The 24,362-nt window shown below is 69.2% G+C and carries 23 protein-coding genes; 14 read left to right on the plus strand and 9 right to left on the minus strand.

Annotated features, from left to right (window positions below):
- Positions 1-37: 37 nt before the first annotated feature.
- On the plus strand, positions 38-2,098 hold the full coding sequence (locus ACIA03_RS22255) for a protein kinase (RefSeq protein WP_396986551.1): 2,061 nt from the start codon (positions 38-40) through the stop codon (positions 2,096-2,098).
- Here ACIA03_RS22255 and ACIA03_RS22260 read toward each other — a convergent pair.
- Positions 2,082-2,906, minus strand: coding sequence for a metal-dependent hydrolase (locus ACIA03_RS22260; RefSeq protein ID WP_396986553.1), 825 nt, complete (start codon positions 2,904-2,906; stop codon positions 2,082-2,084). The two genes, ACIA03_RS22255 and ACIA03_RS22260, sit on opposite strands and share 17 nt — an antisense overlap.
- 187 nt (positions 2,907-3,093) lie before the next feature.
- Here ACIA03_RS22260 and ACIA03_RS22265 point away from each other — a divergent pair, with 187 nt between their 5' ends.
- From ACIA03_RS22265 to ACIA03_RS22280, 4 genes are all read left to right on the plus strand, one after another.
- On the plus strand, positions 3,094-3,396 hold the full coding sequence (locus ACIA03_RS22265) for a hypothetical protein (protein WP_396986555.1): 303 nt from the start codon (positions 3,094-3,096) through the stop codon (positions 3,394-3,396).
- 85 nt (positions 3,397-3,481) lie between these two features.
- Entirely contained in the window at positions 3,482-4,015 is a 534-nt protein-coding gene (locus ACIA03_RS22270) for a glutathione peroxidase (protein ID WP_396986556.1), read from the plus strand.
- 112 nt (positions 4,016-4,127) lie between these two features.
- Positions 4,128-4,601, plus strand: a complete 474-nt coding sequence (locus tag ACIA03_RS22275) for a MarR family winged helix-turn-helix transcriptional regulator (RefSeq protein ID WP_396986558.1) — start codon at positions 4,128-4,130, stop codon at positions 4,599-4,601.
- 70 nt (positions 4,602-4,671) lie between these two features.
- Entirely contained in the window at positions 4,672-5,892 is a 1,221-nt protein-coding gene (locus ACIA03_RS22280) for an MFS transporter (protein WP_396986560.1), read from the plus strand.
- A gap of 31 nt (positions 5,893-5,923) precedes the next feature.
- Here the strand turns inward: ACIA03_RS22280 and ACIA03_RS22285 are convergent, their stop codons facing one another.
- The 4 genes from ACIA03_RS22285 to ACIA03_RS22300 all read right to left on the minus strand — a co-directional run bounded on the left by ACIA03_RS22285 (position 5,924) and on the right by ACIA03_RS22300 (position 10,569).
- Positions 5,924-7,750, minus strand: a complete 1,827-nt coding sequence (locus tag ACIA03_RS22285) for a CocE/NonD family hydrolase (RefSeq protein ID WP_396986562.1) — start codon at positions 7,748-7,750, stop codon at positions 5,924-5,926.
- Between the two features lie 94 nt (positions 7,751-7,844).
- Positions 7,845-8,495: a CoA transferase subunit B gene (locus ACIA03_RS22290; RefSeq protein WP_396986564.1), complete on the minus strand. Its 651-nt coding sequence runs from the start codon at positions 8,493-8,495 to the stop codon at positions 7,845-7,847.
- 3 nt (positions 8,496-8,498) lie between these two features.
- Positions 8,499-9,296: a CoA transferase subunit A gene (locus ACIA03_RS22295; RefSeq protein WP_396986566.1), complete on the minus strand. Its 798-nt coding sequence runs from the start codon at positions 9,294-9,296 to the stop codon at positions 8,499-8,501.
- A 49-nt stretch (positions 9,297-9,345) separates the two neighbouring features.
- Positions 9,346-10,569 carry an acetyl-CoA C-acetyltransferase gene (locus tag ACIA03_RS22300; protein WP_396986568.1) on the minus strand — a complete coding sequence of 408 codons (1,224 nt, stop codon included), beginning with the start codon at positions 10,567-10,569 and terminating at the stop codon, positions 9,346-9,348.
- Positions 10,570-10,730: 161 nt separating this feature from the next.
- Here ACIA03_RS22300 and ACIA03_RS22305 point away from each other — a divergent pair, with 161 nt between their 5' ends.
- From ACIA03_RS22305 to ACIA03_RS22320, 4 genes are read left to right on the plus strand one after another with little or no spacing between them, the layout of a single operon-like run.
- Positions 10,731-11,423 (plus strand): energy-coupling factor ABC transporter permease, encoded by a 693-nt coding sequence (locus tag ACIA03_RS22305; protein ID WP_396986650.1) that lies wholly within the window; start codon positions 10,731-10,733, stop codon positions 11,421-11,423.
- The gene (locus ACIA03_RS22310; RefSeq protein WP_396986570.1) at positions 11,420-11,755 is read left to right on the plus strand and encodes a PDGLE domain-containing protein; all 336 of its coding nucleotides are present in this window, start codon (positions 11,420-11,422) and stop codon (positions 11,753-11,755) included. The genes ACIA03_RS22305 and ACIA03_RS22310 overlap by 4 nt, the downstream gene beginning before the upstream one ends.
- A gap of 4 nt (positions 11,756-11,759) precedes the next feature.
- A complete protein-coding gene (cbiQ, locus tag ACIA03_RS22315) occupies positions 11,760-12,371 on the plus strand; it encodes a cobalt ECF transporter T component CbiQ (RefSeq protein ID WP_396986572.1) in 612 nt (203 codons plus the stop codon).
- Entirely contained in the window at positions 12,368-13,120 is a 753-nt protein-coding gene (locus ACIA03_RS22320; RefSeq protein WP_396986574.1) for an energy-coupling factor ABC transporter ATP-binding protein, read from the plus strand. The genes cbiQ and ACIA03_RS22320 overlap by 4 nt, the downstream gene beginning before the upstream one ends.
- A 119-nt stretch (positions 13,121-13,239) precedes the next feature.
- Here the strand turns inward: ACIA03_RS22320 and ACIA03_RS22325 are convergent, their stop codons facing one another.
- From ACIA03_RS22325 to ACIA03_RS22335, 3 genes are read right to left on the minus strand one after another with little or no spacing between them, the layout of a single operon-like run.
- Positions 13,240-13,665, minus strand: a complete 426-nt coding sequence (locus ACIA03_RS22325) for a DUF3054 domain-containing protein (RefSeq protein WP_396986576.1) — start codon at positions 13,663-13,665, stop codon at positions 13,240-13,242.
- Between the two features lie 23 nt (positions 13,666-13,688).
- Positions 13,689-14,813: an N-acetylglucosamine-6-phosphate deacetylase gene (locus tag ACIA03_RS22330; protein WP_396986578.1), complete on the minus strand. Its 1,125-nt coding sequence runs from the start codon at positions 14,811-14,813 to the stop codon at positions 13,689-13,691.
- Complete coding sequence (locus tag ACIA03_RS22335) at positions 14,804-16,585, minus strand: dolichyl-phosphate-mannose--protein mannosyltransferase (protein ID WP_396986580.1); 1,782 nt, start codon at positions 16,583-16,585, stop codon at positions 14,804-14,806. Before ACIA03_RS22335 ends, ACIA03_RS22330 begins: the two co-directional genes overlap by 10 nt.
- Before the next feature lie 33 nt (positions 16,586-16,618).
- Here ACIA03_RS22335 and rsmI point away from each other — a divergent pair, with 33 nt between their 5' ends.
- Positions 16,619-17,470, plus strand: a complete 852-nt coding sequence (gene rsmI / locus ACIA03_RS22340) for a 16S rRNA (cytidine(1402)-2'-O)-methyltransferase (protein ID WP_396986582.1) — start codon at positions 16,619-16,621, stop codon at positions 17,468-17,470.
- A 115-nt stretch (positions 17,471-17,585) separates the two neighbouring features.
- The gene (locus ACIA03_RS22345) at positions 17,586-18,416 is read left to right on the plus strand and encodes a TatD family hydrolase (protein WP_396986584.1); all 831 of its coding nucleotides are present in this window, start codon (positions 17,586-17,588) and stop codon (positions 18,414-18,416) included.
- Positions 18,417-18,484: 68 nt separating this feature from the next.
- Here the strand turns inward: ACIA03_RS22345 and ACIA03_RS22350 are convergent, their stop codons facing one another.
- Entirely contained in the window at positions 18,485-20,815 is a 2,331-nt protein-coding gene (locus ACIA03_RS22350; RefSeq protein ID WP_396986586.1) for an immune inhibitor A domain-containing protein, read from the minus strand.
- A 480-nt stretch (positions 20,816-21,295) separates the two neighbouring features.
- On the opposite strand from ACIA03_RS22350, the gene ACIA03_RS22355 reads away from it, so the two are divergent.
- Genes ACIA03_RS22355 through ACIA03_RS22365 form a run of 3 tightly spaced genes read left to right on the plus strand, consistent with a single transcriptional unit; the run spans position 21,296 to position 24,256 of the window.
- A complete protein-coding gene (locus tag ACIA03_RS22355; RefSeq protein ID WP_396986587.1) occupies positions 21,296-22,453 on the plus strand; it encodes a ubiquitin-like domain-containing protein in 1,158 nt (385 codons plus the stop codon).
- Positions 22,454-22,487: 34 nt separating this feature from the next.
- Positions 22,488-23,357, plus strand: coding sequence for a 16S rRNA (adenine(1518)-N(6)/adenine(1519)-N(6))-dimethyltransferase RsmA (rsmA, locus tag ACIA03_RS22360; protein ID WP_396986589.1), 870 nt, complete (start codon positions 22,488-22,490; stop codon positions 23,355-23,357).
- The gene (locus tag ACIA03_RS22365) at positions 23,354-24,256 is read left to right on the plus strand and encodes a 4-(cytidine 5'-diphospho)-2-C-methyl-D-erythritol kinase (RefSeq protein WP_396986591.1); all 903 of its coding nucleotides are present in this window, start codon (positions 23,354-23,356) and stop codon (positions 24,254-24,256) included. Before rsmA ends, ACIA03_RS22365 begins: the two co-directional genes overlap by 4 nt.
- Positions 24,257-24,362: the final 106 nt, after the last annotated feature.

Raw genomic sequence — 24,362 nt, forward strand, 5'->3', positions numbered from 1 at the left:
CGAGACGCACGGGGTGTGAGTCCGACACCATATGCGCATGCGAACGCGCCCCCCGATCGCAGGCCGCTACCGCCTGCACCGACTGCTTGGACGCGGCGGGATGGGCGAGGTCTGGCAGGCAGCCGACATCAGGCTTGAACGCTGGGTGGCCGTGAAGATCGTGGAGATGTCGGCCGACCCCAAGGTGACCGAGCGCTTCCGCCGTGAGGCGCTCTCGACGACGGCGGCCAGCCACCCGGGCACGGTGCAGGTGCACGACGTCGGGGTCGAGCAGACCGAGTACGGCAGCATCGTCTACCTGGTCATGGAGCTGCTTCCCGGCCCGACACTGGCCGACCGCCTCGAGAAGCAGGGCCGGTTCACGGTGGAGGAGGCGGGCGAGGTGATGGTCCAGGTCGCCCGTACGCTCACCGCGGTCCACACCTCGGGGATCATCCACCGCGACATCAAGCCCTCCAACCTGGTCTACGACGGCGACGGCCGGATCCGGGTGCTCGACTTCGGCATCGCCCAGCTGGCCGGCCATCAGGCCGAGCGGCTCACCTCGACCCGTCACGTGATGGGGAGCCTGCCCTACATCTCGCCCGAGCAGGCCGCCGACGCCGTGGTCGGCCCGGCGAGCGACATCTACGCGCTCGGCTGTGTCGCGTTCGAGCTGCTCACCGGGCGTGCTCCGTACGCCGGCTCCGAGCCGGTCTCGATGATCTACCAGCACGTGACCGCGCCGGTCCCGCACGTCAACGACGTGGTCACCGTGCCGTCCCATATCGACGAGTTCGTGGCGTTGATGATGGACAAGGACCCCTCGCGGCGGCCCAGCGCGGGCGAGGTCGTCGCCTTCGCGCGCCGGCCCGGGGTCGCGCCCGCGAACGGGGTCGGCAGCCGGGAGCTGTCCGCCGCCCCCCGGCCCGCCGCGATCATGGCTCCCCAGGTCTCGGCGTCCCCCTCCTCGTCATCCTCGGCGTCGCCGTTGACGGCGATCGCCGGCGTGGTCGAGTCGGCGCCGCGTACGCCTCGGTCGCATGCGGCCTCGAGGCCGAGGTTCCTCCGCGCCCCGGTGCTCGGCGCGCTTCTGGTGCCGGTGGTGATAGCCCTGGTCCTGAGCGGGGTGATCTTCGCCGACGCGTTCGAGGAGCGGGCCGTGTCCAACCGCGCGGTGATGATCGCGGGTGCTCTCCCGGAGAGCTACGAGCTCGGGATGGACCTCATCTTCGAGCGGGATGCGCTGAGCTCCGACCAGGTCCCGGACGCTGTTCGGCAGGCCTATCGGCAGGTGACCGACGACTCGATCGAGTCGTGGCACGCCGACATCACCAAGATCGACCTCGCCGACACCCCGAGCCTGCGGGAGCGCGTCGAGCGCACCTACACCGTGCTCAAGGGCATCGACGCCTACCGCGACGACCTCGAGGACGGTGACAAGGCGAGCACCGAGGCTGCTGCGGCGGCCTACACCGACACCGCCTACGAGCTGCTCGACTTCGCGACCGAGATGCCCAACATCCGCAACGAGAAGATCTACAAGCAGGTCGTCAACCTCAAGTACGTCAGGTCGGCGTCCGAGGCGCTGGGCGTCGAGCGCGCGGTCATGGTGCCCGCGCTGATGACCGGGCGGATCGACGAGGAGTCGCTGGAGGCGATGAGCGAGGCGCGTACGTCCTGGCAGCTCACCTCGCGCTCCTTCTATGCCGACGCCCCCAAGGCGACCCAGAGGGAGCTGGACAAGATCTCGGACGACACCTTCGCGGACGGATCGCGCGGTGTGGTGTCGCAGAACGCGGTCGTCCAGGTCATCAACGACGGTTCGCTCGAAGGCGTCGTCCCGGAGCTGGAGGCCCACAGCATGGGGAGGCCGGCCGCGCAGGTCTGGTCCGAGGACATGACCCGCTTCATCCAGCTCCTCAAGGACACCATCGTGGCGATGACGCTGATCGTCTCCGACGATGTCGGCGAGGAGCACCGGGGCATCCAGACGAAGGTCGTCCTGAGCGGGGTGGTCGCGGTCTCCGCGCTCCTCGCCGGACTCGCGCTCCTCGCGGGGATCTTCCTCGTGCGCCCGCTCCGCGGGCGCCGGCGGTCCGTCAGATCAGCCCTGTGAGGCTCGTGACCAGCGCCTCCCAGCGGCTCTCGACGTCGAATCCCATCTGGCTCATCAGCGCCCAGCCGAACCCGACGATCGCGTAGAGGCTGATCGGCGTCATCACGACCCACTCCCGGATGGAGCCGGCATCGCCGAGGATCGGGAGGGCGAAGTTGCCGCCTCGGGTCCACATGTTGTCGAAGGGCAGCCACTTGTTGCGGCGAACCCACCTCGGCGGTTTGGGTGCGATCGGCCAGAACAGCGGGATCCCCATCGTGGTCACGAAGTCGCCGAGCAGGTGGACGACGCAGCCGAGGGCCACGGAGAAGGGCATCCACCACCACTCCTCGGGCGCGAAGATGGCGATCACCGCCGCCAGCGCCACCGCCGGGATCCAAGGCCAGTGGACGCCCTTGCGGGTGAGCTTCAGTGCGTCCATGGCGAAGGCGACCAGAAGGACGCACATGATGCCCGGGCCGATCAGGACGCTGCCGAAACGTTCGGTCTCGAGCGAGAGCTTCCCCGCGCCCCAGGCGAGTCCGGTGAAAGCGAGCACGCCGAGGATCGAGTGGGTGCCGTTGCGGTGGCCGCCGGAGACCTGTCCGACGATCTTGGTCAAGCCTTCGGAGACCGGCGGCAGCGAGTGGGCGATCGTGCCGTTGTGGTGGTCCGCGTCCGGAAGCAGCGCGGCGCCGGCACACACCAGGGTGCCGGTCATCACGCCTATGTCCGAGACGCCCGGGTACCACCCGAACGCGATCGGTGCCGACGATGTCACTGCGATCCACGCGGCGGCTCCAGAGGCCGCGTGATGCCCGCCCATCATGTGAAGTTGTGTCCCTCTCCAGTGTTCCCCCGCTGCATGACCGCGGATGAACGTACCGGTCCTCGGGCTGGTGCGCGTGTGTTGGGGTGGTGTGTCTGCGCGGCGAGATTCGAATCACTGTTCGAAGGGTGAGCCGAGGCGTGAAAGGGATGCGGCCGAGGCGGCAACCTGAATAGGATGCGCGGTCATGACGACACCCGGCACTCAGGGCGATGCCCGTCGTGCGCCGTGGACGTTCGAGACCAGCCGGTGCGCCGCGACCGTGACTCCCGAGGCGATCGAGTTCCGGTTCATGGTCGCCGCGCCCGACGGGTCGCTGAGCGAGATGCTTCTCTCGGTGGGGCGGCACGACATGCCGACGCTGCTCGAGGAGATCGCCTTCGAGATGCCCGAGGCGCTCGAGTGGATGTCCGCGGCGATCATGACGGTCGCCCGGGACCGGCGCCTGGCCGAGGAGGCCTCGTCGGTCCCGCATCAGCGCGGGGCATAACCTCGGGCCGAGCAGGGTTGTGGTTTGGATGAGCCCGGAGCCACTCCGTTCAGACCCCGATGACCGACGATCCGAGGAGAGACCTGTGACCAGCACGCACGACTTCAAAGTGACCGCCGCCGACGGCAGCACCGTCCCGCTCAGCGACTACAAGGGCAAGCTGATGTTGATCGTCAACGTCGCCAGCAAGTGCGGTCTGACGCCGCAGTACGAGGGGCTGGAGGCGCTCTACCGTGCCACCAAGGACTCGGGCGTCGAGGTCATCGGCTTCCCGACCAACCAGTTCTTCGGCCAGGAGCCCGGCACCGACGAGGAGATCCAGGACTTCTGCAAGACGACGTACGACGTGACCTTCCCGGTCCTCGCCAAGGTGGATGTCAACGGGGAGGACGCCGACCCGCTCTACGAGTTCCTGCGTGCCGAGGCGCCTGGCGACTGGGGTCCGCACCTCGGGGACTTCTACGACCGGCTCAAGGACCTGACGCCGGCGACCGAGCCCGGTGACATCAAGTGGAACTTCACCAAGTTCCTCATCGGACGCGAGGGCGAGGTCATCAAGCGCTACGAGCCGCCGGTGACGCCCGAGGAGATCCAGGCGGACCTCGCGCAGTACCTCTGAGGTGACGCCGGACGGCGCTCGGCCCCTGATGCTGTCGGGGTCGAGCGCCGTTCTGCATAGATAGTTGGTCAGAAGATAGTTCGGTATCGGATGGTTCGTTAAGATCTGGTTCATGACCGGACCGCGTATCGACCTGTTGTTCCTGCTCAACCAGTCCGCTCACGCGTTCGCGGCCCAGGTCGGCGATGCGCTGGCCGACCTGGAGCTCTCGGTGCGGGAGTACTGCGTGCTGATGAAGGCCGCCGAGGGGGAGTACACCCAGAACGCCGTGGCCGAGATGGCGATGCTCGACAAGACCACGATGGTCACCACCCTCGACAACCTCGAGCGCCGGGGCCTCGCCGAGCGGCGGGTCTCGAGCACCGACCGCCGGGCTCGCATCGTCGCGCTCACGCCGGCTGGCGTGAAGGCTCTCGAGGAGGCCTCGAAGGCCTACAACGCGACGGTCGCCAACGTGCTCGAGGGCCTGGCGCCGAGCGAGGGTGAGGCGTTCATCGAGGCGCTGCAGCGCCTGGTCGAGGGGCCGTGGGCGACGCCGTCGCACACGATGACGCTGCGGCGTCGCGCGCCCTCCTCGGCTCGCTGAGAGATAGGTCTACAACCGAATATCCCGAAATAGATTGTTTCATAGCAAACAATCTTCTATGGTCGTATCTATGACGACCAAGACAGTCGCGCTCGCGACCCTCGCAGCCACTCAGCTGATGGTGATCCTCGACGGCACGGTCGTGACCGTCGCCCTTCCCGCAATCCGCGACGACCTGGGCTTCGGCGACACCTCGCTGTCCTGGGTCGTCAACGGCTTCCTCCTCGCCTTCGCGCTCGTCCTGCTCCCGGCGGGCCGGGCCGGTGACGCCTTCGGCACCCGGCCCGTCTTCCTTGCCGGGCTGAGCATCTTCACGCTCGCCTCGGCATGGTGCGGTCTCGCCTGGGACCCGATCTCCCTGGTCACCGCCCGGTTCGTCCAAGGACTCGGCGGCGGCATCGCCTCGGCCGTCGTGCTCGGCATGATCGCCGGCCTCTACGCCGAGGCCCGCGACCGCCTCCGCGCCTTCGCGGTGCTCGCCTTCGTCGGCTCGATCGGTGCCTCGGTGGGGACGGTCCTGGGTGGCGTACTCACCGAGGTCGCCTCGTGGCGCTGGGCCTTCCTGATCAACGTGCCGCTCGGGATCATCGCCCTGGTCGTCGCGCTCCGCGCGGTGGAGGGTACGCCGCCGACCGGCGCCAAGGGTGGCCTGCTCCCGCGCGGCCTGTTCGCCCAGCGCAGGTTCGCGCTCGGGAACCTGATCCTGCTGACCCTGACCTTCGGCGGGTTCACCTTCCAGTTCGTGACCACGCTCTACCTCCAGGACGTCCTCGGCTTCGGGGCACTGGCGACCGGCCTGGCGTTCCTCCCGGTCAGCGCGGTGATCGCGGTCGCGAGCCTCGGCTTCAGCGCCGCGCTGGCCGAGCGGTTCGGCTCCGAGCGCATCCTGGTCGCCGGCGTGCTCGGCTTCGTCGCCGGGATGGTCTACCTCGTGCGACTGCCCGAGGCCGGCAGCTTCCCGTTCGACGTCCTCCCCGGCGCGGTCGTGATGGGCCTCGGCTTCGGTATCGCGATGCCGCAGGTGACGGCGCTGGCGATGGGCGCGCTGGCGCCGGAGTACGCCGGGATCGGCTCCGGCCTGACCACGACCACCCAGCAGGTCGGCGGGTTCCTCGGCACCCTGATCGCCGCCGGCCTGGTCACGACCGAGGGCTACGGCGCCGCCTACGCCTCGGCTGCGATCGCGCTGGCCGCGGGAGCTGCGGTGGCGGCGTACCTGCTCGTGGACGCGGCACGCGCCCGGGACTCGAAGGTCGCCGAGCGCGTGCCGGAGGAAGCCGCCAGACTCTGACTTCTCGACGTCAGAATCTGACCCCTCGGCGCTACCTCCGGACCGGGAGGACCAGCGTCGAGGGGTTCGCCGTCGTGTGATGGACCGTGACCACGCCGGCCACGCCGCGGACCAGCTGCTTGACGTTGGGCAGCAGGTGGGGGACGTCGTAGGAGTGGACGGTGACCCGCAGGCGGTGGCCCTTCGCGATCACCGCGCCGGTCGGGAAGACCTCGACGGGAACGCGATAGATCTGACCCGGCACGACGGCCTGCTCGGCCTCGCGGGTGAAGGGATGCCAGGGCTGGACGACCTGGCCGTTCAGCGTCCGCGACCTCGACGTCGTGACGGCACGGTGGCGCAGTGTCTGCCAGCCGCCGGTGATGCGGTCGACGGACCCGTCGGGAGCGACGTCCTCGACCGAGACCGAGATCAGCCCGTCGGTGCCGGTCGTGGAGACGGACAGGTCGGCGTTGAGGGGGCCGGAGAACGCCAGGTCGGAGGTCGCGGGCGCGGTCTCGTAGGAGACCCCGAGCGCGTCGTTGATCCGGTTGTCGGTCTCGCAGCCGGGGATCGCGGCGGCGCCGGCGGTCCACTGCGAGGTGCTGCGTGAGCACAGACCCTGCACCGGCAGCGGCGCGATGGTGTCGCCGCCGACGGGCTTCAGGGCCGACCCGAGGGCGTACGTCTTCGCGCGGACCTCGCTCCCGAGCCACGACTGCATCGTGCGCCACTTCCCGGACCCGATCTCGTGGTAGGTCGCCGGCGCGACGTCCGTGTCGAGGGTGGTGTCGGGCAGGCCCTTGAGATGCGTGTCGAACCACCGCAGCGCCATCTCGCTCAGGCTCCCGATGCCGCTGCCCTCGAGGTCGCCGCCCGTCGACCCCTGGGAATGCGTCCACGGTCCGATGAGGAGCTTGGTGTCCACCCCGTTCCGCTGCAGCCGGTCGAAGAGCATCGGCGTCCCGCGCTGGAAGATGTCGTACTGCCCGGCCGTCAGGAACGTCGGCACGTCGATCTCGTCGACGACGCTCAACGGCGAGCGCTTCCGGTAGAACGGGCCGTCGTAGCCGGCGTCGCCGCCGAGCGCGGCGCTGACGAGCATCGGCACCTGGAAGCCGAGCACGCCGCCGACGTGCTGCAGCAGTGTGGTCAGGGTCGCCTCGGGCCGGGTCTGGTTGACGGCGGGCGGCACCAGGCCGCTGCCCGTGACCAGCCCGAACCACAGCGGGATGAAGCCCGCGTCGATCTGGCCGCCGGAGGCGACCACGTCACGGTAGACATCGCCGGCGGGCACGATCGGGAACATCGCCTTCAGCCCGCGCGGGTGCTGGGCGGCGGTGAAGAACTGGTTGATCGCCATGTAGGACGCGCCCCACAGGCCGAGCTCGCCGTTGCTCCACGGGCGCTTCTTCGAGGTCGCCCAGTTGGCCATCTCGAGACCGTCCTTCTGCTCGCGGTCGCCGAAGGCGTCCCACTGGCCGGCGGAGGAGCCGGTGCCGCGTACGTCGGTCTGGACCCAGACGTAGCCACGCTCCACGAAGTAGTCGCCGCCGCCCCCGCCGGAGGCGTTCTTGTTGTAGGGGTTCTGGGTCAGGATCACCGGGAACCGGCCCGCCGCCGCGGTGCCGTCGGCCTTCGCCGGACGGTGGACGTCGGCACGGAGCACCACGCCGTCGGACATCGCGATCTCGATGTCCTTCTCGACGACCACGCCGTACGTCGCAGGCCGAGGCTTCCACGCCCCCGCCGGCGTCTGGGACACCTGAGCGGCCACCGCAGGGGTGGCCGAGGCGGCGCTCGGGGAGAGCGCCGGCGGTAGGAAGGTCGTGACGAGAGCCAGGAGGGGGAAGAGCAATGCCAGTCTGCCGAGTTTCACGACTCACTCCAGGGGTGTGGTGGGTATCACACCTCGAAACGATGAAGTGCAAACGCGAGTTACGTTTCGGTGTCCCCGGTTCTGAATAGTGAGACTAAGCAGTCACGGCGCCGATCCTGTCGACGACCGGCGCGCCCGTGGCCGCCGCGACCTGGTCGTACGTCACCCCGGGAGCCAGCTCGACGAGCTCGAACGCCTCGCCGGCGACATCGAGCACACCGAGGTCGGTGATGACCCGCTTCACGATCCCGCGACCGGTCAGCGGCAGGTCGCAGGCCGACAGCAGCTTGGGCGCGCCCTTCTTGGTGACGTGCTCCATCAGCACGATCACGCGCCCCGCGCCGGAGACGAGGTCCATCGCGCCACCCATGCCCTTGACCATCTGGCCGGGAACCATCCAGTTGGCGATGTCGCCGTTGGTGGAGACCTGCATCGCGCCCAGGACGGCGACGTCGATGTGTCCGCCGCGGATCATCGCGAACGACGTCGCGGAGTCGAAGTAGGAGGCCCCGGCGAGCACCGTGACGGTCTGCTTGCCGGCGTTGATCAGGTCCGGGTCGACCTCGTCCTCATAGGGGAACGGCCCGACGCCGAGGATGCCGTTCTCGGCGTGCAGCACGACCGTCGAGGTCTCCGGGATGTAGTCCGGGATCAGCGTCGGCAGCCCGATCCCGAGGTTGACGTAGTCGCCGTCCTGCAGCTCCTGCGCGGCGCGCGCGGCCATCTGGTTGCGGTCCCAAGCCATGACTCAGGCCTCCTTGCTCGATGCGGTGTCGGTGGGGCGCTCGCCGCGCGTCGTACGCTTCTCGATGTCCTTGTGTGCCGCCTGCTCGGGGGTCAGGGCGACGATGCGCTTCACGAAGATCCCGGGGAGATGGACGTCCGCCGGGGCGATCTCGCCGACCTCGACGACCTCCTCGGCCTCGACGATCGTGACCCGCCCTGCCATCGCGGCCGGCACGTTGAAGTTGCGCGTGGAGGCGTTGAACTGGGCGTTGCCGGCCCGGTCGACGCGGGTCGCTCGGACCAGCGCGAAGTCGGTGATGATGCCCTCCTCGAGCACCATCTGCTTGCCGTGGAACTCGCGGACCTCCTTCGGCTCGGAGGCCTCGGCGACCGTGCCGTCGGGGTGGTAGCGGTAGGGCAGGCCGCCGTCGGAGACCATCGTGCCGACCCCGGTCGGGGTGTAGAACGCGCCGATCCCGCTGCCGCCCGCGCGCATCCGCTCGGCGAGCGTGCCCTGCGGGGTGAGCTCGAGGGTGATCTCGCCGGCCAGGTACTGGCGGCCGAACTCCTTGTTCTCGCCGATGTAGCTCGCGATCACGCGGGAGATGCGGTGGTCGTCGAGCAGCAGCCCGAGCCCGGCGCCGTCGACGCCGCAGTTGTTGGAGACGACCATCAGGTCGTCAGCACCCTGCTCGCGCAGCGCGTCGATCAGGAACCACGGGATTCCCACCAGGCCGAAGCCGCCCACGGCCAGGCTGGCCCCGCTGTGAATGTCGGCGACCGCCTCCGCGGCCGACCCGACCACCTTGTCCAGACCCATGTCTTCTCTGCTCTCTCGAAGGATTTCGTACGTCGCTCTGCTGACTGGTTCAGCGCACCGACTCGAACACCGCCGCGATGCCCTGCCCGCCACCGATGCAGATGGTCTCCAGGACGTGGCGGGCCTCGCGGCGCTGCGCCTCGCGGGCGGCGGTGGCGAGGATGCGGGCGCCGGTGGCGCCGATGGGGTGGCCCAACGAGATGCCGGAGCCGTTGGGGTTGAGCCGCTCGTCGGTGGCGTCGATCTTCCACTCGCGCAGGACCGCGAGGACCTGGGCGGCGAAGGCCTCGTTGATCTCGATCAGGTCGATCTCGTCGAGGGTCAGCCCGGCCCGATCGAGTGCGGCACGGCTGGAGAGGACGGGGCCGATGCCCATCCGCTCGGGCTCGCAGCCGGTGACGGCCCACGACTTGAGCGTCAGCAGGGGAGTCAGGCCGCGCCGCTCCGCCTCGGCGCGCGTCGTCACGATGCACATCGCGGCGCCGTCGTTCTGGCCGGACGCGTTGCCCGCGGTGACCGTCGACTCCTCGTCGACCGCCAGCCGGATCGGTCGCAGCGAGGCGAGCTTCTCCAGGGAGATGTCGGCACGCGGGTGCTCGTCGCGGTCGACGACCACGTCCGGCTTGCGGCGGCCCCCGGGGACGGTCACCGGGACCAGCTCGTCGGCGAACTTGCCGGCTTCGTGGGCGGCCACGGCCCGCTGGTTGGAGCGCAGCGCGAGCTCGTCCTGCTCCTCGCGGGAGATGCCGTACTCACGGCGCAGGTTCTCGGCGGTCTCGATCATGCCGCCGGGGATCGGGTGGTCCTTGCCGCCCGCGGTCTCGCGAGCCCGGTCGAGGCGGTCGAGCAGCTCGATGCCGCCCTGCTTCACCCCGCCGCGCAGCCCGAGCGCGTAGTGCTCGACGTTGGACATCGACTCCGCCCCACCGGCGACGACGAGGTTTGCGGCTCCGGTGGCGACCGAGCCTGCGGCGTACAGGATCGCCTGCAGACCCGAGCCGCAGCGACGGTCGATCTGGAGGCCGGGTACGCCGGTGCCGAGACCGGCGTCGAGGGCCGCGATGCGGCCGATCGCGGGGTTCTCGCCGTTGGCGTAGCCGTTGCCGAGGATGACGTCGTCGACGTCGCCCTCCTGAAGGCCGGTGCGCTCGACCAGCTCGCGCAGGACCGTCGTGGCGAGATCGGTCGCGGTCAGCGGCGCGAGGGCGCCGAGGAACCGGCCGACCGGGGTGCGGAGGGGTTCGCAGATGACGATGTCGGTGGCGCTGCTCATGTTGTCGACGGTACGCGGGCAGTCATGACTTGAGAAGTATTCGTTTGGCGGCGATTAACACTCTCTGAGTCTTGATCTTCCTGTCCGACCGGACAGTGCGCCGTCGACGCTATTGCGATAAGTTCGCGTTAGCCCCCTATACGCAGATCCAAGAGGTGACCATGCACGTCCCCGACGGCTTCCTCGACGCTCCGACGTCGATCGCCACCGGCGCTGTCGCTGTCGTCGCGGTCGGCGTCGCGTTGCGCGGCGCCCGCCGCGAGCTCGACGACAAGACCGCCCCGCTGGCCGGCCTCGTCGCCGCGTTCGTCTTCGCGACCCAGATGCTCAACTTCCCGGTCGGGGCAGGCACGAGCGGCCACCTGATGGGCGGCGCGCTGGCGGCGGTGCTGGTGGGACCGTGGACCGGGGTGCTGTGCGTATCGGTCGTGCTGATCGTGCAGTCGCTGCTCTTCGCCGACGGCGGCATCACCGCGCTCGGCACCAACATCCTGCTCATGGCCGTCACCACCGTGGTCGTCGGCTGGTTCGTGAGCCGGGTGCTGATCAAGGTGCTGCCGAAGCGGGTCGGCCTGGTCGCGCCCGCGGCGGCGATCGGGGCCTTCGTCTCCGTCCCAGCCGCGGCGGCCGTCTTCACCGCGCTCTACGCCATCGGCGGCACCGCCGACATCTCGCTGACCACCCTGGCCACCGCGATGCTCGGCTGGCACACGCTGATCGGTCTGGGCGAGGGCGTGATCACCTTCCTCGCGGTCGGCGCGATCCTCTCCGTACGTCCCGACCTCGTCTACGCCGCGCGAGGCGTGATCGCCGAGCGCGACCTGGTCATCAAGCCGAAGGAGGTGGCCGCATGAGCACGGTCGCGAAGAAGCGGGTGTCGTTCAGGTGGGTTGCCGTCGGCATCGTCGTCGTCGCGCTGATCCTGGCGGGTGTGGTCTCCTACTACGCCTCCGCGCATCCCGACGGCCTCATGTACGTCGCCGGCAAGACCGGCTTCATCGACCGGGAGGCCGCCCACGGTGCGGCGAACGGTCCGCTGGCCGGATACGGGACCAAGGGCGTCGACAACGAACGCCTCTCCGGTGGCCTCGCGGGCGTGATCGGCACCATCGTGGTCCTGCTCGTCGCCGGCGGTCTCGCCCTGGTCGTGCGCCGCCGGCCCACCGACTCCTCCGACGAGGCCTGAGCCGGTGCCGGCCCATCTGAAGGTGCTGGCCCTGGTCGGCTTCATGCTCGTCGTGGTGGCGACCCCGCGGGAGTGGTTCGCTGCGTACGCCTTCTTCCTCGCCGCCCTGGTGACGGTCGGCGCGGTGGGGCGGGTGCGTCCGGGATGGGTGCTGAAGCGGATGCTGGTGGAGACGCCGTTCGTGGTCTTCGCGGTGCTGATGCCGTTCATCGCGCACGGGCCGCGGATCGAGGTTCTCGGGCTGAGCCTGAGCGAGTCCGGGCTGCTCTCGGCGTGGGGGCTGCTGGCCAAGGGCACGCTCGGGGTCATCGCCGGCCTGCTGCTGGCCGCGACCACGACGCCGCAGGAGCTGGTCCACGGCCTGGAGCGGCTGCGGCTTCCTCAGCAGCTGGTGCAGATCATGGCGTTCATGGTGCGCTACCTGGAGGTGGTGACCGACGAGATGCGCCGGATGGCGGTCGCCCGCGCCTCACGTGGCTTCGTCGCCCGCAACCCGCTCCACTGGCCGGTGCTCGCCCGTTCGGTCGGCGCCCTCTTCATCCGTTCCTTCGAGCGCGGGGAGCGGGTCCACCTGGCCATGGTCTCGCGCGGATACACAGGGAGAATGCCCCGGTGACCACTCCAGTCCTCGACGTACGCGGCTTGGCCTTCGCCTACCCCGACGGCCATCAGGCGCTCTTCGGTGTCGACCTGCACGTCCACCGCGGCGAACGGGTCGCGCTGCTGGGTCCCAACGGCGCCGGCAAGACGACGCTGGTGCTGCACCTCAACGGCATCCATCTTGCCGGCGCAGGATCGGTCGCGGTCAGCGGGCTGCCCGTCACGAAGGCCAACATCAAGGAGATCCGCCGCCGCGTCGGCATCGTCTTCCAGGACCCCGACGACCAGCTCTTCATGGGCACCGTCCGCGAGGACGTCGCCTTCGGCCCCGCCAACCTCGGCCTGCGCGGCTCGGAGCTGGAGGCGAAGGTGACCGAGGCGCTCGCGAAGGTCGGGATGGAGGAGTACGCCGACCGTCCCCCGCACCACCTCTCCTTCGGTCAGCGCCGCCGGGTGGCGGTGGCCACCGTGCTGGCGATGGACCCGGAGATCCTGGTCCTCGACGAGCCGTCCTCCAACCTCGACCCCGCCTCCCGCCGCGAGCTCGCCGACATCCTCCGCGACCTCGACGTCACCGTCCTGATGGTCACCCACGACCTGCCCTACGCCCTCGAGCTCTGCGAGCGCTCTGTCATCCTCGACGGTGGCATCGTGGCCGCCGAGGGCCGCACCGTCGACGTACTCTCCAACGCCGACCTCATGCGCGCCCACCGCCTCGAGCTCCCCTTCGGCTTCGACCCGGTGGCAGCTGCCGCCACCCTCTAGCCGAGACGTCGGTTAGGTCGGCCGAGACGTCGCGTACGTCGGTCGAGTTGGCACCGCAATGCCAATTCGACCGACCTAAGTGACGCTTCGGCCGACGGGCCCGACGCCTCGGCGGGGGGTCAGTCGGCGAGGCGCCTCGAGCGGTAGTGGAGCTTGGCGCTGACGTAGCCGCGCCAGCCGACCAGGGTGAGGCCGAGGAAGAGGATGGAGACGACCAGGAAGGCCGGCGCGAGGCCCTCGCCGGTGAGGCCGCGGAGCACCATCCCGATGACGTACGTCCCCAGCCAGACGACCACGCCCGCCGGCCATGTGCGAGCGGCGGGCCAGCGGCGCCAGACCAGGACGGCCCAGGCCACGACGAGCCCGACCAGGAACGGCCAGGCGATGCGGAGCACGACGAGCGCCGGGCCGGAGTCGTGCGACTGGCGTCCGGCGAAGGCGAAGAGGAGCACGAAGAAGACGTCGACGGCGAAGGCCGCGACCGCCCATCTGGGCGCGAGCCCGGCGATGAGTGGGGAGGAGTCGTCGGGCTTCGTGGAGGACATGGTGCCCAGAATACGAGCCCGATCTACGAGACCAGCCAGGCCCCGCCGCGCATCACCCGGGTCGGCTGCAGCGACTCGTCGGTGAGCACCAGGTCGGCGCGGGCACCGGGCTCGAGGCGGCCCGCGTCGAGCCCGACCACGGAGGCCGGCCGCAGACTGGCAGCCTTCATGAGCATGGCCAGGTCGATCCCCGCGGCCGCGTGGCGGCGTACCTGTTCCAGCAGTCGCGAGGTGCCGCCGGCGATCGACCCGTTGCCGGTTCCGTCGGCGACCCGGGCGACCCCGGCACGCACCTCCACGGACAGCGGGCCGAGCTGGTAGTCGCCGTCGGCCATCCCGGCCGCGGCCATGGCGTCGGTGACGAGCACGACCGACCCCGGCACCATCGACATCACCGCCCGGACCGTCTCGTCGTCGAGGTGTACGCCATCCGCGATCAGCTCCACACAGGCGTCTCCCACACCCGCGGCTCCCAAAGACCCGAGCACAGGCCCAGGCGAGCGGTGGTGCGCGGGTGGCATCCCGTTGAACAGGTGGGTGACCAGGCTCCCGGGCCCTGAGAGGAAGGCTCGCGCCTGCGCAGCCGACGCAGCAGTGTGCCCCAGCGCCACGACTACCCCGGCCGAAGCCAGCACCGAGGCGACCTCGTCGGCCCCGGGGAGCTCGGCCGCGAGCGTCATCACCCGCAGCTGCCCCCGCGCGGCGGCGACGAGCTCGCGCGTGAGCGCAACGTCCGGAGCCCGCAGCAGTGCAGGATCGTGCGCGCCGCGGCAGGAGTGCTCCAGGAACGGCCCCTCCATGTGGATCCCGGCGATCAGTCCATCCTCGGCAGCCGTGGCCAAGGCGGAGACGACCTCCAGCAACCGGGACGGCGCGTCGGTCACGGTCGAGGCGAGCAGAGTGGTCGTCCCGGCCGCATGATGGACCCCGGCAGCGACCGCGATCTCCTCCGACGAGGTGGAGTGGAACGAGGCACCACCACCGCCGTGGTTGTGGATGTCCACCAGACCCGGGAGCAGGATCCCCGCCGACTCCGCATCGGCGTCGGTCGCCGGCCGGAGCCCCGCGATCAGACCGTCCACGACGCTGACGACGAGATCGTCGAAGCCACCGGGACGCGGCACCAGGCCGCGTACGTCTAGATCCATCGCTTGAACCAGATCCTCGTCAGCCATTCCTGCCGGGTGAGCATCTCGTCGGTGTAGATCGGCCAGAACCAGGCGAAGTTGCAGATCACCAGGACGACGAAGATGCCTCCGACGACGGCGCCGCCGATCCGGCGCCGATAGCCGGGACCGGCACCCACGGGAGAAGGCGGCCGGTCGAGCATCTTGCCGAGGCACAGACACAGGCCGAGCACCAGGAACGGCAGCGCGATGATCATGTAGAAGGAGAAGATCGGCCGCCCGGCGTACTGCAGCCAGGGCAGCCACGTCGACAGCACCCCGACGACGGCGACCCCGAACCTCCAGTCCCGCGCGGCGACCCACATGAACGCGGAGACGATCAGGGCGACGAACGCTCCCCACCACAGCACCGGGGTGCCCAGCAGGAGCACCTGCCGCAGGCAGGTCCCGGCCTCCTCGGGACCGTCGCCGTCGGGATCGGTCGAGGGCGTCGCCTCGCACATCTCGCCGCGCGACTTCGCGCCGGACAGGATCCCGGTGTCGGCGGCGACCCCGACGGGCCGGTTCAGGACCAGCCAGCCGATCGGATGCGACCCGTAGGTGTGCTCGGCACACTCCAGGAAGTGGGTGTGGAAGGTGTAGACGTCGCGGTGGTAGTACCAGAGCGACCGCAGCGACTGGGTCACCTCGCCGAGCCCGGAGGCGTCCGGCTCGGTCGCCGTCGGCCAGCGCTTGTCGTTGAGGTTCTCGGGGACGTACGACTTGTTCTCGCAGTGGCCCTGGCCGGTGTAGCGCGTGTACTGCGTCGCCGAGAGCGACTCCTCGTAGACGTCCGCGTGGGTCATCCACGGGATCCACGTCATCACGTAGACCGCGAGCGCGACCCCCACCAGGTGCACGAACGCCGTCGGCCCATCGGCCACGCAGGCACGCAGCCAGGCAAGACGTACGCCGAAGGAGCGCCGCATCCCCGCGGACCAGGCCACGTAGAGGAGCCCGAAGGCGGCCAGCGGGTAGAGCGCCTCCCACTTGGAACCGATCGCCAGCCCCCAGACGACGCCGGAGCAGAGCAGCCACGGACGGAACAGCATGCGCCGGATCGGGCCCCAGGCGCCAGGCGCGGAGAGCTGGGTGGGCGCGAGCGCGGAGAACCGGCGCCGGCACCAGTCGCGGTCCATCACCATCAGGTGCACCGCGAGGAGCAGGAAGAAGGCGACGAAGAGGTCGAGCAGCGCCAGCCGGGAGAGGACGAAGGCGAGCCCGTCGAAGGTCACCAGGATGCCGCCGACGAGACCGAGCAGCATGGACCCGGAGACGCGGCGTACGAACCGGATCGTCAGCAGCACCAGGAGCGAGCCGACCACGACCGAGGCGATCCGCCAGCCGAACGGATCCATACCGAATAGTTTGATACCGAACGAAATGATCCACTTGCCGACGTCCGGGTGGACGATCATCGACGGCCCGTCGGCGAACTGCCCGCCGAGCTTCCCGGCCAGGATGTTCTCGTCGGCGCCCTCGATGAAGTTGCGCGCGTAGCCGAACTCCAGCAGCGCCCAGGCGTCCTTGGCGTAGTAGGTCTCGTCGAAGGCGAAGACCTTCGGGGTGCCCAGGTGCCACAGCCTCAGCAGGAACGCGAGCGCGGTAATCCCGATCGTCGCCGCCCAGCCGGCCCGCGGCGAGCCGTTGATACGGCGCCGGGCGCGTTCCCAGGCGGTCGGGAGCAGGTGACCCGAGGGGGTGCTTGCCAACCCCTCCATGGGCTCATCGGCCCTGGTCACCGTCGTTGTCACGATGGCACCTTATAGGCCTGCGACAATGTCGGTGTGGCAGATCCAGAGGACGGCGTGCTCATCTTGGCGGCAACCCCGATCGGGCGAGTGGAGGATGCCCCACCCCGTTTGGCCTCGGAGCTCGCCATCGCGGACGTCATCGCAGCCGAGGACACCCGTCGCCTGCGTCGGCTGACCACCGATCTCGGGGTCGAGATCAAGGGCCGCATCGTGTCCTACTTCGAGGGCAACGAGAGTGCGCGTACGCCGACGCTGCTCGCCGACCTCCTCGACGGCAACCGGGTGCTGCTGGTCACCGATGCCGGGATGCCGTCGGTCTCCGACCCCGGTTATCGGCTGGTCGCGGCCGCGGTCGAGAAGGACGTACGCGTCACCGCGGTGCCCGGGCCCTCGGCCGTCCTGACCGCCCTGGCCGTCAGCGGCCTCCCCGTCGACCGGTTCTGCTTCGAGGGCTTCCTCCCGCGCAAGGCCGGCGAGCGTTCCCGCCGCCTGGCGAGCCTGGCGAAGGAGGAACGCACCATGGTCTTCTTCGAGGCCCCCCACCGCACCGAGACCGCCCTGGCAGCCATGCGCGACGCCTTCGGCGACAACCGTGCCGCCGCCGTCTGCCGCGAGCTCACCAAGACCCACGAGGAAGTACGCCGCGGGGGGCTGGCCGAGCTCGTCGACTGGGCGGGGGACGGGGTGAGAGGCGAGGTCACCATCGTCGTCACCGGCGCCGACCCGAGCGCCGAGATCGGCAATGACCCCGAAAGCCTGCGCGCCGCGGTGGCCGACCTCCAAGACGACGGCCTGACGAAGAAGGAAGCCATCGCCGAAGCAGCCAAACGAGCCGGCGTCCCCAAACGCGAGGTCTACGACCTAGTCCACAAACCCGCCGACTAGTCGAAATCTGGCGCCGAGAGGCCAGTTTTTGACCGCGAGAAGGCGATCGACTGACCTCTCGACGTCAAAGATCGACGCCTCGGCGTCAGAAACTGACTTCTCGGCGGGAACTAGGATGCGGGGCGTGAGTTTTCCGCCTTTGCCCGAGCCGCTTCCTGCGCCTGTTGTCGACAATCACACGCATCTCGACATCGTCAGGGGAGACGAGAGTCTTTCTGTCGAGGAGGCACTCGCCCAGGCGGCGGCGGTGGGCGTGACCAGGGTGGTCCAGATAGGCTGCGACTTGCCGGGTGCGCGCTGGGCGGTGGAGGCTGCCGAGACGTACGACAACATGGTCGCCGGCGTCGCGCTCCACCCCAACGACGCTCCTCGCCAGCCCGACCTCGAGGCTGCCCTCGACGAGATCGAGAAGCTGGCCGGGGCGCACGACAAGGTGCGCGTGGTGGGGGAGACCGGGATGGACTTCTTCCGCACCGACGAGGAGGGCCGCGAGACCCAGGCCTACTCGTTCCGGCGCCACATCGACATCGCCAAGCGTCTCGACAAGACGCTGATGATCCACGACCGCGACGCCCACGAGGCGGTGCTCGAGGTGATCGACAGCGTAGGCCCGCCGGAGCGCTGGGTGATGCACTGCTTCTCCGGCGACCCCGAGTTCGCCCGTCAGTGCCTCGACCGGGGCGCGTACCTCTCCTTCGCCGGCACGGTGACGTTCAAGAACGCGCAGTACCTTCGCGACGCCCTCGCGATCACGCCGCAGGACCGCATCCTGGTCGAGACCGATGCCCCCTTCCTGACGCCCCACCCCCACCGCGGCGCGATCAACTCCAGCTACATGATCCCGGCGACGATGCGGGTCATGGCCGACGTACGCGACGACGACCTCGAGGCCCTCTGCCATGCCGTCAACACCAACACCGAGACCGCCTTCGGCGGCACCTGGTGACCTCGGAGCGCTGAAGCGAGAGGGGCCCGAGGCGATCGCCTCGGGCCCCTCCGCATGCTCTGATCAGGTCAGGAGACGCTGATCTTCATCGTGCCCGAGCGCTCGTCCGAGGAGAGCACCGTGATCTTGACGCCGCTGCCGGCCGTCTTGGTGGAGTGCGCCGGGTTGGTCGCGTCGTAGTAGGCCGTCTCCGAGCGGTCGTAGAAGGTGGCGACACCCTTACGAGTCGGCACGTCGAGGACGTTGTTCGGAGCACCTGCGACCTCGTTCTCGAGGTGGAGCGCGCCGGTACGGTCGACGTCGAAGGTGGAGTCGTAACCCTGCATCCGGTTGCGTGCGAGGCTGCCGTTCGACCACTTCAGGAGGCCCACGGAGGCGTCGACGATCAGCGCCTGGCCACCGCCCGGGTGCTCCGAGGTGTTGTTGTCGCCGTAGGCGCCGTTCTTGTACCAGATCAGCAGGCCGTCCTGGTAGGCGTAGTGGTCGACCTTGTCAGGCGCTGTCACCGAGTAGCCGAAGTTGTACGGACCCTGGGCCAGCGTCTTGTCGTAGCCCTTGTACTGCCGGTTCTCGGCGATGTAGTAGCGCGGGTACGTCTCGGTGTAGGTGCCGTCGGTGATGCCCATGTACTCGTCGACGGTCCAGTCGGCGAAGGACGAGAAGTCCGTGCTGTAGGCCGAGCCGACCGAGAGGTCGTCGATGGCGAAGCCGTAGTAGGCGACGCCGCCGTCGTTCGCGGTGCGGAACCGGAGCTTCACGTTCTGGCCCGCGTACGCAGAGAGGTCGGCGGTCAGGTCGACGTACTCGGTCGGGTCGTGGTCGGCGCAGTTGACGTCACAGGTGCTGTCGGAGGTGCCGTGGATGCCGTTGTTGTACTCGGCCGAGGACAGGTTGGTCGCCAGCGGCGTCGACCAGGTGGTGCCACCGTCCCTCGAGGCCTCCAGGAAGGTGAAGTCGTACTCCGCCTCGAGGTCGTACTTGACCTTGGCCGAGAGCGTGCCGCCCGCGGGGACGGCGATCTCCGGGCTGACCGCGGTGGCGGTGCGGTCGTCGCCCTTGCCGGAGTAGAGGAAGGTCTTCCCCGAGCTGCCGGAGCCGACGTCGTGGGTCGTCTTCCCGTCCGGAAGGTTGACCACGAGTGCCTGCGGGGTCTTCGACCCGGTGTCGTGGAAGCTCGGACCCAGGGTCAGCTTCTTGGACGTACCGGCCTCGACGGTGTCGTAGTTGAGCCAGCCGAGGAAGAGCTTCTCGCTGGCACCCATGTGGTTGGGGGTGGTGCCGATGGCGCCGTCACCGTGGCCCAGCCACGAACCCGAGCTCATCAGGGTCCAGAAGCCGGTGCCGTTCTCGCCGCCCGCGGTGTCGTAGAAGTCCGGCAGACCGAGGTCGTGGCCGAACTCGTGGGCGAAGACGCCCAGGCCGCCGTTCTCGGGCTCGGTGGTGTAGTCGCGGATCCAGATGTCGGTGTTACCGATCTTGACGCCGCCGGCCTTCGGGAAGTCGGCCGGGCCGTCGGAACCGGAGGCGTTCGCGGCCCAGCGGTGCGACCAGATGGTCCACGGGTCGGCGCCGGCCTCCTCGCCCGGGCCGGAGTGGATCGCCTGGAAGTGGTCGATGTAGCCGTCGGGCTCGTTGAAGTTGCCGTCGCCGTCGAGGTCGTAGCGGTCCCAGATGTCGTAGTCCTGGAGGTAGGCGGTGATCTCGGCGTCGGTCTTGCCGGCTGCCTTCTGTGCCTCGTACCAGGCGTTCGCGCTGTCCTGGATGTAGTTCTTCATCGCGGAGGCGGTCTCGTCGCCCTTGTCGTTCTGGTAGTAGGACTCCGCGTGCGGAAGCGTGACCCAGTCGCTCACGTCACCCTGGAGGTCGAAGCGGCCGCTCGACATCTCCTTGTAGACGTTGTGGAACGACTCCTGACCCTTCTCCTGGTTGAAGAACATGTCCATGTAGTGCTCGCGGGAGAAGTCCTCCTCCCAGTAGGTGGAGTTGTCGTTCTCGGCGGGCGGCGCGATCTCGTTGTGGAGCGGGCCCGAGGTGTTGTCGGGGAAGGCCGGGTTGCCGCCCTCGCCGAACTCGACCAGGAAGCTCAGCAGCTGGGACTTCTCGGTGGGCTCGTGCTCCACCCAGCGGGCGTTCTCGCCCGAGCCCATCTTGACGACCTCGCTGCCGTTCTTCGTGACCGTCTTCTTCTCGCCCGTGGCGACCGCGGTGGCGGCGTTGGACTTGAGCTCGCGGCGCTTGGTGTTGAGCGCGTCGGGCTTGTCATCGACCTTCTGCTTGGCTGAAGCGGCGGCGGGGGTCCCCGTGCTCTCGACGGCGCTTGCCGACGAGTGCGTCAGGGCCACCGGCGTCACGCCGGCGACCGCGACCGCAGCGAGAACGCTGGTAAAGCGTCTGTTCATCGTTCCTCCGGAGTCTGGTGACATCGCGCACATCTGCCTTCCCCGAGAACTGACCGGCACGACGGGCCATCACGACACAGATGGCTTCGGAGTACAACACCAAGCAACGCAGTTACCTGTAAAGGATTTGTCGCCTATTGGCCAGAGGGCACAACATTTCGTGGCGGGATTACGACATGCACCCGGATCAACCCGCTTGACCTGCGATTTTGCCGTGATGAATCGCACACTTGTCATTCGCGTTCGGAGGTGGTCACAACGTTTCGTGATGCGCATTTGATACCAAGATTGCATGCTTGTAATTGCCTGCGGAGCGAGCACGAGACTTGCATTTAACCGACCGCATTTGGTCCGCTGTTCGGCGAGATAGCCGGGATCGGGATAGATCCGGACGGTGTTGGGGGTGGGCCTCAGCGCGTAGATCACCAGATCTCGCAACACCGTTCGCCCGTGCCCGGGGAGCACGAACATCGGAGCATTGTGCCCGTCAGCAGCACCACCTCATGGGTTCGCAACATCGCATCTACTCGACGTCGTAAGGCCATCCTGGTCGGCGGTCTCGCCGCAGCAGTGGTCGCCACAGGCGGCACGGCGTACGGCGTCAAGACCTCCCAGACCGACGTCATCATCTCGGTCGACGGCAAGGCGAAGGACGTCAGCGTCCACGCAGACACCGTCGGAGACGTTCTGGAGGCCGAGGGCATCGAGATCGGCGACCGTGACGCGGTCGCTCCGTCGGTCGACACCAAGGTCGAGGACGGCAGCGCGATCAGCGTCCGCTACGCCCGCAGGCTGAGCCTCGAGGTCGACGGCAAGTCCCAGGACCACTGGGTCACCGCGACCACCGTCGGCGGCGCTCTCGCCGAGCTCGGCCGTGACTACGACCGGGCCGAGCTCTCGACCAGCCGCGGTGCCTACATCGGCCGTGACGGGATGTCGCTCGACGTCATCACGCCGAAGACCGTCAAGGTCGCGCTGGCCGGGAAGAAGGCCAAGCAGGTGAGCGTGACCGCACTGACCGTCGGCGACGCGCTGAAGGACCTCGGTGTCGAGCTCGAGCGCCGGGACAAGGTCTCCCCGGCCTCCGACAAGGCCCTGAAGTCCGGCCAGAAGATCGTCTTCACCGACTTCTCCGCCAAGACTCAGAAGGTGGCTCGCGAGACCATCGAGGCTCCGGTCAAGGAGATCGAGGACTCCTCGATGGACAAGGGCGACACCCAGGTCGTCGAGGAGGGCTCCGACGGGGTCCGTTCGGTGACCTATCGCATCGTCTACAAGAACGGCGAGGTCGTCTCCCGCAAGGTCCTCGAGCAGCACGTCATCGAGGAGGCCGAGACCCGCGTGGTCAAGGTCGGCACCAAGGAGGCCCCCGCGGCCAACTTCGCCGGTGGCAGCACCGTCTGGGACCAGCTCGCGCAGTGCGAGTCCGGTGGCAACTGGGCCATCAACACCGGCAACGGCTACTACGGCGGTCTGCAGTTCAACCTGCAGACCTGGCAGGCCTACGGCGGCTCCGGCCTCCCGAGCGAGAACAGCCGCGAGACCCAGATCGCGGTCGCCGAGCGGGTTCGCGCCGCCAACGGCGGTGGCTACGGTTCGTGGCCGGCCTGCTCCCAGGCCCTCGGCCTGCCGCAGTAAGGCTGTTTCGGCCCTCGGGCCATAGTCTGTACCCATGACCGACCGCACCCCGCCGCGCCTGTTGGGCCCGGCGGAGGTGCGGTCGCTCGCATCCGAGCTCGATCTGCGCCCCACCAAGCAGCGTGGGCAGAACTTCGTGATCGACGCCAACACCGTGCGCCGGATCGTGCGCGAGTCCGGCGTCGACGCCTCCGACGTCGTCGTGGAGGTCGGTCCCGGCCTCGGGTCGCTCACCCTCGCCATCCTCGAGACCGGCGCCCGGGTCACCGCGATCGAGATCGACGAAGTCCTGGCGCAGCGGCTGCCGAAGACCATCGAGGAGTACGCCCCCGACCAGGCCGACGCGTTCAGCCTGATCCGCGCGGACGCCCTCCGGGTGACGTCGGTCCCCGGGCCGCCACCGACCGCCCTGGTCGCCAACCTGCCCTACAACGTCTCGGTCCCGGTGCTGCTGCACCTGATGGCCCTGCTGCCCTCGCTGCGCCATGGTCTGGTGATGGTGCAGGCCGAGGTCGCCGACCGGCTGGCCGCCAAGCCCGGCTCCAAGGTCTACGGCGTCCCCTCGGTGAAGGCCGCCTGGTACGCCGACGTACGCCGCGCCGGCGCGATCGGCCGCAACGTCTTCTGGCCGGCCCCCAACGTCGACTCCGGCCTCGTCTACTGGAGCCACCGCGAGCCGCCCTCGACCGAGGTCTCCCGCGAGGAGGTCTTCGCGGTCATCGACGCCGCCTTCGCGCAGCGCCGCAAGGCTCTCCGTGGCGTACTCAAGCCGCTGGCCGGCTCCGCCGACGCGGCCGAGAAGGCGCTCGTCTCGGCCGGCATCGACCCGCTCGCGCGCGGTGAGTCGCTGACCATCGCCGACTTCGTACGCATCACCGAATCGCTCCCAAGGGTTCCCACATGACGATCACCGTCCGCGCGGCCGCGAAGTTCAACCTGCACCTCGGCGTCGGGCCGGTCCGCGACGACGGGTTCCACCCGCTGGCGACCGTCTACCACGCGATCGGGCTCTACGACGACGTCACCGTGAGCGACGCCGGCCAGTGGGAGGTCACCCTCACCGCGGAGGACCACATCGCGGTGGGGGAGGTCCCGACCGGCGACGACAACATCGTCGTGCGCGCCGGCAGGCTGCTCGCCGCCCACCATGGCATCGATCGGGCCGCGAGGATCGAGATCCACAAGGGCATCCCGGTCGCCGGAGGTCTCGCCGGTGGCTCGGCCGACGCGGCCGCGACGCTCGTCGCCCTCGACCGGCTGTGGTCGCTGGAGACCTCCGACGAGGATCTGCTGGCTCTGGCCGGGCAGCTGGGGTCCGACGTACCGTTCGCGCTCATCGGCGCGACCGCCGTCGGCGGTGGCCGCGGCGAGATCGTCGAGCCGGTCGCCGACAACGGTGCCTGGTGGTGGGTCGCGGTCGGCAACGAGCAGGGTCTGTCGACACCGTCCGTCTACCGCGCCTTCGACGACCACGCCGGCGCCGACATCGGCGACCCGCAGGTGCCCGAGCGGCTGCTCATGGCGCTGGAGAAGGGCGATCCGGAGCTCCTGGCCGAGGCGCTCACCAACGACCTCCAGGCACCGGCCCTGACGCTACGCCCCGACCTCGCCCAGACCTTCGCCGACGGCGAGGAGGCCGGCGCCCTGGCCGTCCAGCTCTCCGGCTCGGGCCCGACGATCCTCATGCTCTGCCGCGACGCCGCCCACGCCCGCGAGGTCGCCGGAGCGATGCAGGCCAAGGCGTACGACCGCGTCTGGACCGCCCCGGGCCCCGTCGCCGGCGCCCACGTGGTCACCTACTGATCCCACCCTGCCGAGGCGTCAGTTAGATCGGTCGAGACGTCAGCGTGTGACGCCTCGACCGACGTAGCCGACGTCTCGGCCGGCGTACGTGACGCCTCGGCGAGGG

The organism is Nocardioides sp. NPDC051685, from assembly GCF_044453405.1.
In the GTDB taxonomy this organism is placed as follows: Bacteria; Actinomycetota; Actinomycetes; order Propionibacteriales; family Nocardioidaceae; genus Nocardioides.

Excerpts from the sequence above, each read along its gene's own strand:
- ACIA03_RS22255 (WP_396986551.1), top strand. The coding sequence starts at position 38 with ATGCGAACGCGCCCCCCGATCGCAGGCCGCTACCGCCTGCACCGACTG.
- ACIA03_RS22260 (WP_396986553.1), bottom strand. The coding sequence starts at position 2,906 with ATGATGGGCGGGCATCACGCGGCCTCTGGAGCCGCCGCGTGGATCGCA.
- ACIA03_RS22265 (WP_396986555.1), top strand. The coding sequence starts at position 3,094 with ATGACGACACCCGGCACTCAGGGCGATGCCCGTCGTGCGCCGTGGACG.
- ACIA03_RS22275 (WP_396986558.1), top strand. The coding sequence starts at position 4,128 with ATGACCGGACCGCGTATCGACCTGTTGTTCCTGCTCAACCAGTCCGCT.
- ACIA03_RS22280 (WP_396986560.1), top strand. The coding sequence starts at position 4,672 with ATGACGACCAAGACAGTCGCGCTCGCGACCCTCGCAGCCACTCAGCTG.
- ACIA03_RS22290 (WP_396986564.1), bottom strand. The coding sequence starts at position 8,495 with ATGGCTTGGGACCGCAACCAGATGGCCGCGCGCGCCGCGCAGGAGCTG.
- ACIA03_RS22295 (WP_396986566.1), bottom strand. The coding sequence starts at position 9,296 with ATGGGTCTGGACAAGGTGGTCGGGTCGGCCGCGGAGGCGGTCGCCGAC.
- ACIA03_RS22300 (WP_396986568.1), bottom strand. The coding sequence starts at position 10,569 with ATGAGCAGCGCCACCGACATCGTCATCTGCGAACCCCTCCGCACCCCG.
- ACIA03_RS22305 (WP_396986650.1), top strand. The coding sequence starts at position 10,731 with ATGCACGTCCCCGACGGCTTCCTCGACGCTCCGACGTCGATCGCCACC.
- ACIA03_RS22310 (WP_396986570.1), top strand. The coding sequence starts at position 11,420 with ATGAGCACGGTCGCGAAGAAGCGGGTGTCGTTCAGGTGGGTTGCCGTC.
- ACIA03_RS22325 (WP_396986576.1), bottom strand. The coding sequence starts at position 13,665 with ATGTCCTCCACGAAGCCCGACGACTCCTCCCCACTCATCGCCGGGCTC.
- ACIA03_RS22330 (WP_396986578.1), bottom strand. The coding sequence starts at position 14,813 with ATGGATCTAGACGTACGCGGCCTGGTGCCGCGTCCCGGTGGCTTCGAC.
- ACIA03_RS22345 (WP_396986584.1), top strand. The coding sequence starts at position 17,586 with ATGCGGGGCGTGAGTTTTCCGCCTTTGCCCGAGCCGCTTCCTGCGCCT.
- ACIA03_RS22350 (WP_396986586.1), bottom strand. The coding sequence starts at position 20,815 with ATGAACAGACGCTTTACCAGCGTTCTCGCTGCGGTCGCGGTCGCCGGC.
- rsmA (WP_396986589.1), top strand. The coding sequence starts at position 22,488 with ATGACCGACCGCACCCCGCCGCGCCTGTTGGGCCCGGCGGAGGTGCGG.
- ACIA03_RS22365 (WP_396986591.1), top strand. The coding sequence starts at position 23,354 with ATGACGATCACCGTCCGCGCGGCCGCGAAGTTCAACCTGCACCTCGGC.